Below are 13,299 nucleotides of genomic sequence, written 5' to 3' on the forward strand. Positions count from 1 at the left end.
TCCACCTCCAACAATGGTGAATCACGTCAGCGGCCCAAGCGCAACCGCCGATTCAGATTTCAGGCGCGATGCTCTAGGGGATGCTTCCGGCATCGGAACCGCGTCGGCGGCGATCAGGATAATTTTGCGCATCCAGTAGACGCGCTGCGTAGATCAACACTCGAAGCATTGTCGCAATAGGAAGGGAATAAGGCCATGGAGAAACGAATAAAGAATTGGAGAATGGAGTGAAAGTGCGGACGAATGCAGGGTATTGAATGCGTATGGTCAAAGGATAGCGGAGACGCAATTCACCAGACACGGAAGAAATACCCATGGTGTCAGGTGTATTATATAAAGATAGTCAGTGGATAATTTTGATTGTTCTCAGTCTGGAGCCGTGATGAAGCTTCTGTAAACTGGTCGTGGACGGGTGCTCGCGGCTGCCGACGCTGTAGAAAAAGGGAGAAATATTTGATGATTGCCAAAGAAACCTGCTAGGCATGCGGTTCAATCTATGAAGTTACAAAAATCAAATTACCTGCGCGTGATCGGGACAGCTTCGATTGCAATGTCTGCAGCACGCAACTCGCCAGTTGGAACGGCAGTTCCATTCCAAGCTATCGATTGATCGAGCGACACGAAAATCACAAATCCTGAAGCTGTTGCGATAGGGAGGGGCATACTTTGGCAGGGCAGGGAATGGCAAAGGGGGCGCGGATAGATTTCGAAACCCGAGTGCGCTGTGTCACTGAAGCGATTCCCGTGATCGTGTCCGACGTGAAGGCGGCAATCCAGGTCGACGCCATGCACAAAGCCGGGAACGAAATCGTCGGCGCCTTCATGCTGGGCAAGGCTTGGTATGAGGCGCACGGTTACAACATCGTGCTACGTTCACTCATCACTGCTGAAATTCTCGCACTGAACCGTATCTACGATTGGAGAGAAAGGCGTCCACTGCACCAGCAGAACAAGGCGTCGATCCCGGTCGTGCTGGCGTTGCTAGAAGACGATGACACGCTTGTTCACTTTCAGGACGAAGCTCGGTTGTGGAACCCTGGGATGGGGTTCGAGGATCATAACGCGGCGTTAGTCGTGGAGAGCATCGGCGACGCGCGCTCAAAGTGGGAAGCGCTCTGGCAACCGGGGCACGATGGCCGGGCTCACCTAGACACGCTGCGGGCATACCGGGATAGTAGGGTCGCTCACGTCCTCGTCGATGTTCTTCCGGGCGTGATCCCGCAGTACAGTCATCTACCGCTTCTGCTGTTGGAAACCCTGCCGATCATCAAGCCGCTGGCCCTCGCGCTAACTGGCATCGAACATGACTTTGAAAGCATGCTTCGCGAGTCCAGCCGCCAAGCAGAGGCGTTTTGGCGATCATTTCTGGCAGGAGCGCCGCCAGCACCGTCGCTCATCCCGAGGTTGGCAGGCTGCTCCTAGGATAATGTGCCAACGTCGTGATGGGACCTGCTAGGGCGTCCAGTGCTGTAGCGAAAAGGAGGCCCCGTCGGCATGAGCACCGTACCCATGGTGACGGGCTGGGCGCCGCTGGCGCCACCCCGGTCAATCAGCCCGCTGCCGGTGCCCGCAGCGGTTATCGGGCTTCACTGCCGGCGCGGCGATACCGCGCCGCGTGCGCCATCCTACGGCGGGAAAGGCAGATCTTGATGCCGATCATCACGGGGGCGGCGATGACGAAGAGCAGGGCGACGGCGTTGAACGCCGTGTCGAAGGCGATCACCGTAGACTGACCCGTCACGGACCGGCCCAGAAGGCTCGTCGCGGCCCGGCTCGCCGCCTCCTCCTCCAGCCCCTTCGCCGTCAGCGCGGCTGCGGTGGTCGTCAGCCGCTCGATGAGCATGGGGCCGCCCGCGGTGACGTGGGCGCCGAGGACCGCGGCGTTGGCGGCGACGTGATGGTCGATCAGGGTCTGGAGCGCCGCGACTCCCATCAGGCCGCCGAGCTGGCGCCCTATGTTGAAGAGGCCGATTCCGGCCGCCAAATTCCGGCGGTCGAGAGTGCCGAAAGCGATCAGGGTGATCGACAGGAACAGCAAGCCAAGGCCTAGGCCGCGCAGCAGGATCGTCGCCATCATATCGCCGGCGCCGCTCTCGGCGGTCGAGCCGGACAGCATCCACATGGCGGCCATGATCGCCAGGATGCCGAAGGGCATCGTCGCGAACGGGGGGACGCGGCGCACCTGAATCAGAAAGGCGACCATCAGGAGCGAGCCGATGAAAAACGCGCCGCTCGGCAACAGAAGCAGACCAGCCTCGGTGGGGGTGAAGGCGAGAACGGACAGGGCGAAAGACGGAATCAGGAATGCGCTTCCGAACAGGGCGGCTCCGGCGACGAAGCTGACGATGAAGGCGAAGGAAAAGGCGTCCGATGCGAAGGGGGACACGTCGAGCAGCCCCCGGCCCTTGATCGACGCTTGCTGGGCCAGAAAGACCAGCAGGGCGGCTGCGCCGGTCACGGCCAGCCACAGGATGCGGGGCTCCTCGAACCAGTCCCACCGGCTGCCCTGGCTGAGGACGCAGGTGACGCAGAAGAACGTGACGGTGATCAAGGCGAAGCCGATCCCATCGAAAGGACGGGGCGCGGTCGCGGCGGGCATCGGCCCGTCGGCGATCAGCAGCAGTCCCGCTGCCGCCAGGGCCAGCGGAACGACGCTGAAGAAGATCCAGTTCCAGGATTGGCTGTCGAGCAGCCACCCCTGGAAGGCGGGGGCGATGGTCGCGGGAGCGACGACGGCTCCCATGGCGAACAGGGCTTGAAGGACCGGCTGACGGGACCGGGGGCAGGCGAGAAAAAGGATCGCCTGTCCCCCGACGAGCAGGATGCCGCCGGCGAAGCCCTGGATGGCGCGAAGGGCGACCAGCAGGTCCAGCCGATCGGTCAGGGCGGCGATGCCGCACGCCATGCCCATGACCAGGGTCGAGACAACGACCACGCCGCGCGGAGGGATGCGGGCCGTCAGCCAGGGGGCGGCCATGAAGCCGATGAGCTTGAGCGTGGTGTATCCGATGTCCAGCCAAGCGAACTGGTCGGGAGTCGCATGCGTGTCGCCCATGACGTCGCCGCGCCCGAGCGACAGGACGGTGCCGGCAACCGCCTCCGTCAGTGTGGCCAGCAGGATGCCGGCGGCGACGAGGATTTCGGCCGCAGCCCCGTCGCGGACCGGCGTGGCGGCGGGAGCCGTGGTGGGGGCGGCGGTCATCGGTCGCCTCCCTGGGCAACTCCCCGGGCGATCTCGACACGCACTGACAGGCCGGGCACGAGGCGGCCGGGCAGCCGGTTGCCGACAAGCCGGATCTTCACCGGCACGCGCTGGACGACGCGAACGAAGTTTCCCGTCGCGTTGTCCGCGGGCAGCAGGCTGAAGGCGGACCCGCTGCCGGGCGCGAGGCTGTCGACCACGCCGTCGAGCGTCCCGTCCGGATAACCGTCGACGGTGACGCGGGCGCGCTGACCGGGCCGGATGTGTTCGAGCTGGGTTTCCTTGTAGTTCGCCACCACCCACACCTCGTCGACCGGAACGATGTCGAGCAGGGAGGCGCCCGGCGTGACGAGGCGGCCGACGCGGACCTGGCGGTTGCCGATGACGCCGCCGACCGGCGCGCGCACCACGGTGCTCTCGAGATCGATCCGGGCGAGGTCGCGCGCGGCCTCAGCCTGGGCCACGGCGGCGACGGCGGCGTCGCGCTGCGCCGCCAGCACGGCGAGGCGCTGCTGCTGGGCATCGACCGCCGCCGAGGCGGCCGACACGCCCGCCTCGGCTTTCAAGCGCGCCGCATCGCTTTCATCGAGGTTGGCTTGGCTGACGGCGTTGCCGCGGATCAGTTCGCGACGGCGGTCGTAGGCCTTGGCCGCGAGAGTCATCTCGGCCATGGCCGACCGTCTCTGGGCTTCGGCCTGCCGGATCAGGACGTGCTGAAGCCGGGTCTCCGCATCGACGTCGGCAAGCCGGGCTCGGGCGGCGTCAAGGTTGGCCAACGCCTGGGCAAGCCGCGCGCGGTAATCGCGGTCATCGATCCGGAACAGGACGTCGCCCACCCTGACGGTCTGGTTGTCCTCGACCTCGACGGTCATGACGTAGCCGGCAACCTTGGGGGCGAGCGAGGTCACGTCGCCGCGGACATAGGCGTTGTCGGTCGCCGTCCCGCCGTTCGAACCGGCCCAGATCCATCCGCCCGTCGCGGCCAGCACGGCGCCGAGGCACAGCAGCACGCCCGCGGTCCTTCTTTTGCCGGGGCGCGCCGCGGCGGCGCCGACCGCGGAACGGTCGCCGGTGACGCTTGCGTCAGCGACGGCGGCCCCCCTGCCCTCGATCCTGTCCATTCCCTTATTCCCTGTCGGATGTGATCGGCCGCCACCGCCGCGTCGGCGTGTCGCCGGAGGGGAGCGGCGACCGATCGCTGCCGCTCCCCTCCGCATCCGCTCAGGCCTTGGCGGCCACTGGGAGACGGAAGGGGGCACCCAGCCGGTTGAAGGCGTTCATCGCGGCGATGGCGATGGTGAGATCGACCAAGTCCTTCGGCTCGAACGCCGCCGATGCCGCCGCATAGGCGGCGTCCGACGCGTGGGTTTCGCTGACGCGGGTCACCTCCTCGGCCCAGGCCAGGGCCGCGCGCTCCGTATCGGAGAACAGGTGCGGGATCTCCTCCCACACCGGCACCAGCGTGACCTTGTCGACCGACATCGTCTTGCGGAGGTCGCGGCTGTGCAGATCGATGCAGTGGGCGCAGCCGTTGACCTGCGAGACCCTGAGGAACACCAGGTGGATGAGTTCCTCGGGCAGGTTGGTGCTCTTTGTGACGTACTGATGAACGCCGAATAGAGCCTTCGCGCCATTGGGCGCGACCTCGTGCCAAGCCAAGCGTGCCATGTTCTTTACCTTTCCTGGATATGATCGATTGTGATACCCGCTTCGCCGGCCGATGGCCGCCGCAGGGGTGTCTTCGAAGTCCGTCAGCGTTCGGTCTGCCGACCGAGCCAGTCCTCGAACCGGATGGTGCCGAGGCGGGGGTTCCGGCCGGGGGTCAGCGATTGATCGTTGAGAACGTCGCCGAAGTAGCGCGCGTGGATGTCCGGCACGACCTTGCGCGTGTCCTTCGTCGCCAGCAGGAAGCGCCGAACCAGCTCGTCGAGCGGGATTGCGTCCGGACCGGCGACTTCGAGCGTGCCGCCGACCGGCGGTGCAAGGGTGACGTCGGCGAGCGCAGCCACCACGTCGTCGGAGGCGATGGGCTGGATCAGCGACGGCGACAGGCGGATTTCCCCGCCGACGGTGGCCGACTGCGCGATCCCGCCGACGAATTCGAAGAACTGCGTGGCGCGCAGGATGGTGTGGGGAATGCCGGACGCCTTGACGAGGCTTTCCTGGGCGACCTTCGCCCGGAAATAGCCGTTGTCGGGAAGCCGTTCGCTGCCGACGATCGAGAGGGCGACGTGGTGGCGGACGCCGGCCGCCGCTTCGGCGGCGAGCAGGTTGCGGCCCGAGGTCTCGAAGAAGTCGAGGGCGGCCTCGTCCTCCCACACCGGCGCGTTCGCCACGTCGACGACAACGGCGGCTCCGTCGATCGCCTGGGCCAGACCCTCGCGGGTGATGGTGTTCACCCCCGTCTTCGGGGAGGCTGCGAGCGCATCGTGGCCGCGTTCGCGGAGGGTCTTCACCAGCTTCGATCCGATGAGGCCGGTGCCTCCGATGACGACGATCTTCATGGGGTCTCTCCGCTTTTCTCGACGGGAACCAGCGCCGCCGATGGGATGGAGAATGCCTGGGCGTAACGGGGAAGTCCTTGCGGCGGGCTTGGATTGCCGTTCAAGAACGCTTGCTTTTCCGTCCAAGGAAGCCATGCGGCGCGCCTTGACGCGAACGGTGCAGCCGGCAATGCGCCGCTGTGCTATCACTGGCATGGAGCGTTCACCCGTCGCCCCGGACAAGGAGCCGAGGGGGATCGGCTCCGGGGAGATGGCGACCTTGCGGTTCATGTTCGGAGAGTGTGTGCTCGATCAGGAGCGCCGGGAACTGACGCTGCGCGGGCAGGTCGTGGGCGTCGGCCCGCAGGTCTTCGACCTGCTGCTGCATCTCGTCCGCAACCACGACCGCGTCGTCAGCAAGGACGACCTGCTGGAGGCGGTGTGGAACGGACGGATCGTCTCGGAATCGACCATCACCAGCCACATCAACGCGGTCCGCAAGGCCATCGGCGACAGCGGCGATGAGCAGCGCTTGGTCCGCACGGTCCCCCGCAAGGGGTTCCGCTTCGTCGGTGCGATCGAAGGCGGGGCGATCGAAGGCGGCGCGACCGGGGAGACACGGCAGCCCGGCGGAGCGGAAATCGCCAGCCGCGCGTCCGGCGAAGGCAAGGAGACACCGTCCGGTCCGGCCCTGCCGGGCAAGCCTTCGATCACCGTGCTGCCTTTCCAGAACCTGAGCGGCGACCCCGAGCAGGACTATTTCGCCGACGGGGTGGTGGAAGACATCATCGCCGCCCTGTCGCGCATCCGCTGGCTGTTCGTCATCGCGCGCAACTCGAGCTTTGCCTACAAGGGCCGGGCGGTGGATGTGACGGAGGTCGGCCGTGAACTGGGCGTCCGCTACGTGCTCGAAGGCAGCATCCGCAAGGCTGGGAACAGGGTGCGCATCACCGGGCAGCTCATCGACGCGACGAGCGGGACGCATCTCTGGGCGGAGCGTTTCGAGGGCATGCTCGACGACCTTTTCGAATTGCAGGACCGGATCGCCGAAAGCGTCGTCGGCGCGATCTCGCCGCAGCTCGAGCGGGCGGAGATCGAGCGCGCCAAGCGCAAGCCGACGGAAAGCCTGGACGCCTACGATTACTATCTCCGAGGCACGGCGAAGCTGCACAGCGGAACCCGCGAGGCGATCGACGCGGCGCTGCCCCTGTTCCACAAGGCGACCGAACTCGACCCGGAATTCGCATCGGCCTATGGCGGGGCGGCCTGGTGCCATCTCTGGCGCAAGGTGAACGGTTGGATGACCGATCGGCCTCGGGAGATCGCCGAGGGGGTCCGGCTGGCGCGACTGGCGGTGGAGTTCGGCCGCGACGACGCGGTCGCCCTGACGAGAGCCGGGCACGCGCTCGGTCACTTCGCCGGCGATCTCGATGGCGGCATCGCGCTCATCGACCGCGCCGTATTGCTCAACCCCAATTTCGCCCCGGCTTGGTTCCTCGGCGGCTACCTGCGCGCCTTCCGCGGTGAAACGGAAAGCGCGAGCGAGCATTTCGCCCATGCCGCCCGCCTGAGCCCGCTGGATCCGGAGATGTTCCGGATGCAGGCAGGAACGGCGCTCGCGCATTTCTTCGCCGGGCGCTACGATTGCGCCGCGGCCTGGGCGGACAAGGCGTTGGGGAACCTGCCCGGCCTCCTGGTCGCCATCGCCCTGACGGCGGCGAGCCACGCGCTCGCCGGTCGGATGGAGGACGCGCGGCAAGCGATGCGGGGGCTGCGCGCACTCGACCCGACCTTGCGCGTCTCCACGCTCAAGGAGTGGCTGCCGATCCACCGTCCCGAGGATATCACGCGGTTTGCGGAGGGGCTGAGACTGGCTGGGTTGCCGGAGTGAACCCGTTCCTCGTCTGAAGCTTCGACGGATGCCGTTTTGCGTCACAAGCCGCCGCTCCCGGCCGGCCGCTGCTTCCTCCAGGTCCTGCACATCCCGGCGTCGACCGCGCCGCCCCGGGGGATCACCGCGCCGGCATGCCGTTGAGGATCGGATTTTGCACGCATGCGGAAATACGCGCTGCAGGATTCTCCCGCTGAAAGGATGTCGCGAAAAGGAGGGCAATGTGTCCCCCTTCTGGCGCTGGTTTGAACTGTCCATTCAGGCTTGAACTGGAAGCGCGCTCTCGACGCGGCGAAGCGCGGTCTGGGGATCCAAGCCCACAGCCCTGCTCACGGTGATGAACTCCACCACATCCAGACGCCGCTCCCGGTTCTCGACCTTGGCGACGAAGGACTGCGGCTTGCCCAAGCGGTGCGCGAGGTCCTGCTGCGTGAGCCCAGCCGTCTTCCGCGCTTCCACGAGCGCATCGACGAGCACGCGATAGGCGGGGCTGTGAACGGACTTCACGAAGGGCAGCCGGTTTGCGGAGACCGGCCGCCTCACTAAACCCGTTTCCGGATAATCCCAAAATAGGATATACTGCGGCAATCTGCCCCACCGCACCACGCCCGTGACCCCGATGCCCACCTTGTCCACGCCGCCCATTTCATTGCCGGCAACCAACGACCCCGTCCTGGCCGCTTTGGCGGCCAAGCGCGCTGAGATCGACGCGCGCCGCGACGCCCTGTCCGAGCAGCTCACCACGCTGGAGCGTGAACTCGCCACATTGGACAGCGCCATGTAATTGCTCGCGCTTCCAGGCGTGGCGAAGCCGAAGGCAAGGGTGGCCAGCGGCCGACGGGTTCGGCAGGCCTTCAACTTCCTGCATGGGGAACTCGGGGGTGAGATCACAAGCATCTTGCGCGTCGCCAACCGGCCGCTCACGGCGCAGCAGATCGGGCATGCGCTGTGTGAACGCCGACAGGTAAGGCCGGACACCCCCGTCTTTCGCCGTCTTTGCAATCTGATCGTCGGGAACCTGCGGCGTCGGGAGGCAAGGGGCTTCGTCTACTCGGTGGGATACACCGAGCGAAACGCGGTGCTTTGGATCATGGCCCCCGCGAACGCTCTGTGACGCCACTGGACAGAGCCGAAACACCCTGGAGGTGGCGCCACATGGCCCAGAGATGCTGGGAGTCGGGCAACGCCCGATGGCAGCGGGGGAACGAGCGGTTGGCGGCCTCGATCGCCGCACGCATCGCCACAGCCGCATCCTTGACCGGAGGCAGCAGTTCCTCGAACGGTCGCAACGGCAGCGACACCGGCAGGCTCGACCATTCCAACAGGCGGGACAGCCAGTAACCGTCGATCACGGCTGCGTCGCTGTACAGCCGCGCATCGGCGAGTTGCGCCACGAGCCGGTCGGCGACGTAGGCCGCCGACCAGCCTTCGCGTTCCAGCCGCACGCGGGAGACGCCGTGCACAGCCTCCGCCTCCATCTCCCACCCGGCGGCGGGCCAGTCGTCGGGCGGGCAGATCAGCCACGCCTCGCCCGTTCCATCCGCGAAGGTCCAGCCTACCTCCACGGGATAGGAGCCGGGACCGAACCCTGAGGCCTCGATGTCGAGAAAAGCGAGCCGTGTCATCCTGAGAGCCTACCATTGAACCGGCCTTTGACAAGGACGGCACCGGGCGGGGGCAATGATTGCGCATCGCCGTGGGGGGCGGTGCCGGTCGGCGCCGGCAGGTCGCTGGGAACAACAGACACGATGAAGGCCCAGCCGGAGGTTGCGGCCCCCATTTCCGGGACCTTGGCCAAAGAGTTCCCAGCATTTGAGGGGCTTGCCGGCGACCGAACCGACGGCGGACCCTCGTGGCGCCACTCTCCAGCTTCTCGGTCGAGGCTGGACAGGGGCACCGAACGGTGTTTGGTTGACATGCTCCGCGAATGAACCGGTCAAATGGAGGCGCTGATGAGTGTGACCCTGCTGTTTCGGGAGGATGGGCCCGCGTTCGAACGCGCCAAGGCCGTTGCAGACGAACTGGGGCTGTCAATCGAGGACTATCTGCTGACGTGCGTTGCCGAAGGGCACAAGGTCCTGCGGACCCGCTGTCCGTCAACGTGGCTGGACCAGGAGCGGCCGGCCTTCATCCGGCGCGGCCTGCCGCTACCCGCCCATCTGGGGATAATGGACTGATCAAGGTCCTGTCGGCCGGCCTGGGCATCACCGGTCCCGGCGCGCTCAACGCGCTGTCGGCCACCCACGTCCCCCGGCTGCCGAGGCGTGAGCGTTCCGCCGGCGGTCTACGGCCAGGAGTGCCGGCCGGAGCCGGCCGCACCGGGCGTGGCGGCGCGTTCGCCCGCCCGGTAGCTGGCATGCCCGGTGCGGCCGATCACCATATAGTCGACCAATCGCAGGCCAAGCACCTGTCCGGCGGCTTCCAGGGTGCCGGCGTCGTCCCGGTCCCGGATGGTCAGGCGGGCCGGTCGGCCCGCCTGACCACGGGCAACCACGATCCCCAGGGCGTCCAGTTCGACGGCGCGGCGCAGGATGTCCCGGGGATAGAGCTCCACCGCGCCGATGGTGCCGCTCTGATGCCGCTCGTCGGCGATCAGCCGCTGGGCGCCGTCCAGGTAGAGCACGCGCACCTGATCGACCCGCTCGCGCGCGAGCCGCACCGTGCAGTAGGTCACCAGCCCGGCCGAGGAGGCGAGCACCGGCTCGCGGACCATCTCCTCCCGGGCGAGGCGGGCCGCCATCTCCCACAGCAGCCGCAGCGCCAGCGGGCCGCGGTGGTTCTGGAAGGGGACCAGCTTGCGAAGCTCCGGCCCGGCGGCCGTGGCGACGCCGGCCATATCGCCCCAGCGCTGAAGCAGCCGGCCGGCAACCGCGTCGGGATCGGTGTCCTTGGCCACCAGCGCGAGGAGGTGGGCGAGCAGCTCGGCATCGGAGATGCTGTCGAAGCCGCGCGCGTCCAGTCGGCACCGGCGTCCGCTGTCCGGCCCGCGGCCCACCCTGGTCTCCGGCGCGGCCGGGGAGGGCGCGCCGAAGGCCGGCCGTCCATCCTCCAGCATGGTCACGCCCCACCCGCAGTCACCGTCTCCACCATCATCCACAGCCCGTTGCTCGGCCGGACCGTCAGGGTCGCTATGCTTCCAGCCCTGGGTTCAGAAGGTCATTTCATAAACGGGGCGGTATTGTGCGGAGTCTATTTTTTCCTTGCGTATTCTGTCGTATCCCCATCCTGGCTGGCGCCAGCCAGATAACTGTAACCCCGCAATGCGTGGTGGTATTGATTGATTACCCGCCTTGGGGGCAGTGGTGGGGTAAAGAGCTATTTAATGGGGGTTTCTGGATGGTAACCGTTATCGGAACGTCTGACGGTGACACGTTGGTGGGGGACCTGGGCAAGACTGGTTGGAAGGAGGTGCTGGCAACGACAGCTTGGTTGGCGACTCCGCTTCGGGAGCCGACTCATACCTGTTCGACGCGGGCAAGACGGCGCTGACGGGCAACTTCACCTACGACACCACCTGGGCCAGTCAGGACTGCAACCCGCGGCTGGTCGGGGACGTGAACGGCGACGGTCGGGCCGACATCGTCGGCTTTTCCAGCACCACCGTCCAGATCGCTCTGGGACAAGCGGATGGAACCTTTGGTGCGGTCCAGACCGCCTACAGCGGCAGGTTCACCCCTACGGATGGCTGGACCAGCCAGAACATCAATCCACGCCAATTGGCCGATGTGAACGGCGAAGGCCGGATGGACATCGTCCGCGTCACCGGCAACGATGTGGTGGTTGCCCTCGGCCAGACGAACGGGACCTTCACCGCGCCGCAGACGGCGTACTCCGGCTATTTCGGCGCGAACACCTGGACCAGCCAGGATCAGATGCCGCGCTTGGTCGGGGATGTGAACGGCGACGGCCGGGCCGATTTCGTCGCCTTCTCCAGCACCAGCGTGCTGATTGCGCTCGGACAGGCGGACGGCACTTTCGGTGCGGTCCAGAGCGCCTACAGCGAGAAGAATTTCACCTACAGCTACACCTGGCAGAGCCAGAATCTGAACCCGCGCCTGCTGGGCGACGTCGATGGCGACGGGCTGGCCGACATGGTCGCCTTTGCCAGCAACGCAGTGTACGTCGCCCGCGGCCAGGCGAACGGCACCTTCGCGCATGAGAGCTTGGCCTACAGCGGGTGGTTCACGCTCAACACCAGATGGAATAGCCAGGACCGGCATCCGCGTCAGCTGGCGGACGTCAACGGTGACGAGCGGGTGGACATCGTCGGCTTTGCCGACGCCGGCGCGTACGTCGCGTTCGGCCAAGCCGACGGCACGTTCGCTCCGGCACAGGCCGGCTTCCTGGGATGGTACGGCAATGGGAACACTTGGGCCAGCCAGGACAAGAACCTGCGGCAACTGGCGGACGTCGATGGTGACGCCCGGGCCGACATCGTCGGCTTCGCGTCGGCCTCTGTCGCGGTGTCGAGGTCCATCCTCAACGACGACACGCTGATCGGGGGAGCCGGCGACGACACGCTGAACGGCGGGGCCGGAGCGGACACGCTGATCGGCGGCAGCGGCAATGACACCTACGTCATCGACAATATCGGCGATGTGTTGATCGAACTGCCCGGTGACAGCACCGACAAGGTGCAGAGTTCGATCACCCACACACTGCTCGCCGAGTTTGAGAACCTCACCCTGACCGGCTCGGCCGCCATCAGCGGCACCGGCAACGCGGCCAACAACCTGCTCATCGGCAATGGTGCCGGCAACCTGCTGACCGGGTTGGAGGGCGACGACACGTTGAACGGCGGTGGCGGGACCGACACGCTGGTCGGTGGTGCCGGCAACGACCTCTACGTCGTCGACAACGTTGGCGACACGGTGGTCGAACTGGACGGTGACGGCAGCGACATGGTGAATGCCTCGGTGTCGTGGGTCCTGAATGCCAACATCGAGAATCTGACGCTGACCGGTTCGGGCGCAATCAGCGGTACCGGCAACACGCTGGACAATGTGCTGATCGGTAACGGCGGTGCCAATTTGCTCGATGGGGGGCTGGGGGCAGACAGCATGGCCGGTGGGGTGGGCAACGACGTCTACATCGTCGACGACGCCGGCGATGTGGTGAGCGAACTGGTAGGGCAGGGCACGGACGAGGTGCGCACTAGCCTGTCGGTCTACGCGCTGGGCGCCAACGTCGAATTGCTGACCTACACCGGCAGCAGTTCCTTCAGCGGTGCTGGCAACGAATTGGCCAACCGCTTGGCCGGGGCCGGTGGTGACGACAGCTTGTCGGGCGGGGCCGGCAACGACACCCTGATCGGCGGGGATGGCGTGGACACACTGGATGGTGGTCCGGGAGCCGACAGTCTGATCGGCGGCGCTGGTGACGACGTTTATCTCGTCGACGGCTTGGACGGAGAAATTGTCGAACTGGACGGCGGCGGCTGGGACGAGGTGCGGACCGGCTTGTCCGTACGCATCCGGTGAGTGACGCAGGAGCGGATCGAAACGGTCAGCGTCGCGTTCGGTGGATTTGGATGAGTTCCTTGAGATTCTCGACGCCATCCTCGGTCAGGGCATAGAACCACTGCTCGCCTGGGCCGAACACGGTCAGGCAACCGTCCTCCGGCTCCAGCTCGATGGCGATGTCGATCTGAACCGCGCCGGGTTTGTCGGAGGCCCCATTTCTTGAGAAGATGGGGTTATCATGACGAAAGCGGCATCACGTAG

At 66.2% G+C, this 13,299-nt stretch carries 12 protein-coding genes; 5 read left to right on the forward strand and 7 right to left on the reverse strand.

The window, feature by feature from the left end:
• The first annotated feature begins 744 nt into the window (after positions 1 to 744).
• Positions 745 to 1,422 carry an AbiU2 domain-containing protein gene (locus EJ913_RS30740; RefSeq protein ID WP_127005147.1) on the forward strand — a complete coding sequence of 226 codons (678 nt, stop codon included), beginning with the start codon at positions 745 to 747 and terminating at the stop codon, positions 1,420 to 1,422.
• Between the two features lie 154 nt (positions 1,423 to 1,576).
• Here the strand turns inward: EJ913_RS30740 and EJ913_RS30745 are convergent, their stop codons facing one another.
• From EJ913_RS30745 to EJ913_RS30760, 4 genes are all read right to left on the reverse strand, one after another.
• Positions 1,577 to 3,202, reverse strand: coding sequence for an MFS transporter (locus EJ913_RS30745; protein ID WP_127005148.1), 1,626 nt, complete (start codon positions 3,200 to 3,202; stop codon positions 1,577 to 1,579).
• Positions 3,199 to 4,323 (reverse strand): HlyD family secretion protein, encoded by a 1,125-nt coding sequence (locus tag EJ913_RS30750; RefSeq protein ID WP_127005149.1) that lies wholly within the window; start codon positions 4,321 to 4,323, stop codon positions 3,199 to 3,201. The genes EJ913_RS30745 and EJ913_RS30750 overlap by 4 nt, the downstream gene beginning before the upstream one ends.
• Before the next feature lie 100 nt (positions 4,324 to 4,423).
• Positions 4,424 to 4,870 (reverse strand): carboxymuconolactone decarboxylase family protein, encoded by a 447-nt coding sequence (locus tag EJ913_RS30755; RefSeq protein ID WP_127005150.1) that lies wholly within the window; start codon positions 4,868 to 4,870, stop codon positions 4,424 to 4,426.
• An 83-nt stretch (positions 4,871 to 4,953) separates the two neighbouring features.
• Complete coding sequence (locus EJ913_RS30760; RefSeq protein ID WP_127005151.1) at positions 4,954 to 5,706, reverse strand: SDR family oxidoreductase; 753 nt, start codon at positions 5,704 to 5,706, stop codon at positions 4,954 to 4,956.
• A 133-nt stretch (positions 5,707 to 5,839) separates the two neighbouring features.
• Here EJ913_RS30760 and EJ913_RS30765 point away from each other — a divergent pair, with 133 nt between their 5' ends.
• Positions 5,840 to 7,576, forward strand: a complete 1,737-nt coding sequence (locus tag EJ913_RS30765) for a winged helix-turn-helix domain-containing tetratricopeptide repeat protein (protein ID WP_244939566.1) — start codon at positions 5,840 to 5,842, stop codon at positions 7,574 to 7,576.
• Between the two features lie 258 nt (positions 7,577 to 7,834).
• Here the strand turns inward: EJ913_RS30765 and EJ913_RS32245 are convergent, their stop codons facing one another.
• Positions 7,835 to 8,212 carry a helix-turn-helix domain-containing protein gene (locus tag EJ913_RS32245; RefSeq protein ID WP_244939567.1) on the reverse strand — a complete coding sequence of 126 codons (378 nt, stop codon included), beginning with the start codon at positions 8,210 to 8,212 and terminating at the stop codon, positions 7,835 to 7,837.
• On the opposite strand from EJ913_RS32245, the gene EJ913_RS31995 reads away from it, so the two are divergent.
• A complete protein-coding gene (locus tag EJ913_RS31995) occupies positions 8,196 to 8,360 on the forward strand; it encodes a hypothetical protein (RefSeq protein WP_185910029.1) in 165 nt (54 codons plus the stop codon). The two genes, EJ913_RS32245 and EJ913_RS31995, sit on opposite strands and share 17 nt — an antisense overlap.
• A gap of 304 nt (positions 8,361 to 8,664) precedes the next feature.
• Here EJ913_RS31995 and EJ913_RS30775 read toward each other — a convergent pair whose 3' ends face one another.
• A complete protein-coding gene (locus tag EJ913_RS30775) occupies positions 8,665 to 9,201 on the reverse strand; it encodes a hypothetical protein (protein WP_127005152.1) in 537 nt (178 codons plus the stop codon).
• Positions 9,202 to 9,528: 327 nt separating this feature from the next.
• Here EJ913_RS30775 and EJ913_RS30780 point away from each other — a divergent pair, with 327 nt between their 5' ends.
• Positions 9,529 to 9,753, forward strand: a complete 225-nt coding sequence (locus EJ913_RS30780; protein WP_127005153.1) for a hypothetical protein — start codon at positions 9,529 to 9,531, stop codon at positions 9,751 to 9,753.
• Positions 9,754 to 9,860: 107 nt separating this feature from the next.
• On the opposite strand, the gene EJ913_RS30785 is transcribed toward EJ913_RS30780, so the two are convergent.
• On the reverse strand, positions 9,861 to 10,673 hold the full coding sequence (locus EJ913_RS30785; RefSeq protein ID WP_127005154.1) for a JAB domain-containing protein: 813 nt from the start codon (positions 10,671 to 10,673) through the stop codon (positions 9,861 to 9,863).
• 328 nt (positions 10,674 to 11,001) lie between these two features.
• Here EJ913_RS30785 and EJ913_RS33190 point away from each other — a divergent pair, with 328 nt between their 5' ends.
• Positions 11,002 to 13,056, forward strand: a complete 2,055-nt coding sequence (locus EJ913_RS33190) for a calcium-binding protein (RefSeq protein WP_185910030.1) — start codon at positions 11,002 to 11,004, stop codon at positions 13,054 to 13,056.
• Positions 13,057 to 13,299 lie beyond the last annotated feature (243 nt).

The organism is Azospirillum doebereinerae, from assembly GCF_003989665.1.
Taxonomy (GTDB): Bacteria; Pseudomonadota; Alphaproteobacteria; order Azospirillales; family Azospirillaceae; genus Azospirillum; species Azospirillum doebereinerae.

What these genes read in the sequence shown, in the direction of transcription:
- EJ913_RS30760 (WP_127005151.1), bottom strand. Translation starts at nt 5,706, where the DNA reads ATGAAGATCGTCGTCATCGGAGGCACCGGCCTCATCGGATCGAAGCTG.
- EJ913_RS30775 (WP_127005152.1), bottom strand. Translation starts at nt 9,201, where the DNA reads ATGACACGGCTCGCTTTTCTCGACATCGAGGCCTCAGGGTTCGGTCCC.
- EJ913_RS30765 (WP_244939566.1), top strand. Translation starts at nt 5,840, where the DNA reads ATGCGGCGCGCCTTGACGCGAACGGTGCAGCCGGCAATGCGCCGCTGT.
- EJ913_RS30750 (WP_127005149.1), bottom strand. Translation starts at nt 4,323, where the DNA reads ATGGACAGGATCGAGGGCAGGGGGGCCGCCGTCGCTGACGCAAGCGTC.
- EJ913_RS30755 (WP_127005150.1), bottom strand. Translation starts at nt 4,870, where the DNA reads ATGGCACGCTTGGCTTGGCACGAGGTCGCGCCCAATGGCGCGAAGGCT.
- EJ913_RS30780 (WP_127005153.1), top strand. Translation starts at nt 9,529, where the DNA reads ATGAGTGTGACCCTGCTGTTTCGGGAGGATGGGCCCGCGTTCGAACGC.
- EJ913_RS31995 (WP_185910029.1), top strand. Translation starts at nt 8,196, where the DNA reads ATGCCCACCTTGTCCACGCCGCCCATTTCATTGCCGGCAACCAACGAC.
- EJ913_RS30745 (WP_127005148.1), bottom strand. Translation starts at nt 3,202, where the DNA reads ATGACCGCCGCCCCCACCACGGCTCCCGCCGCCACGCCGGTCCGCGAC.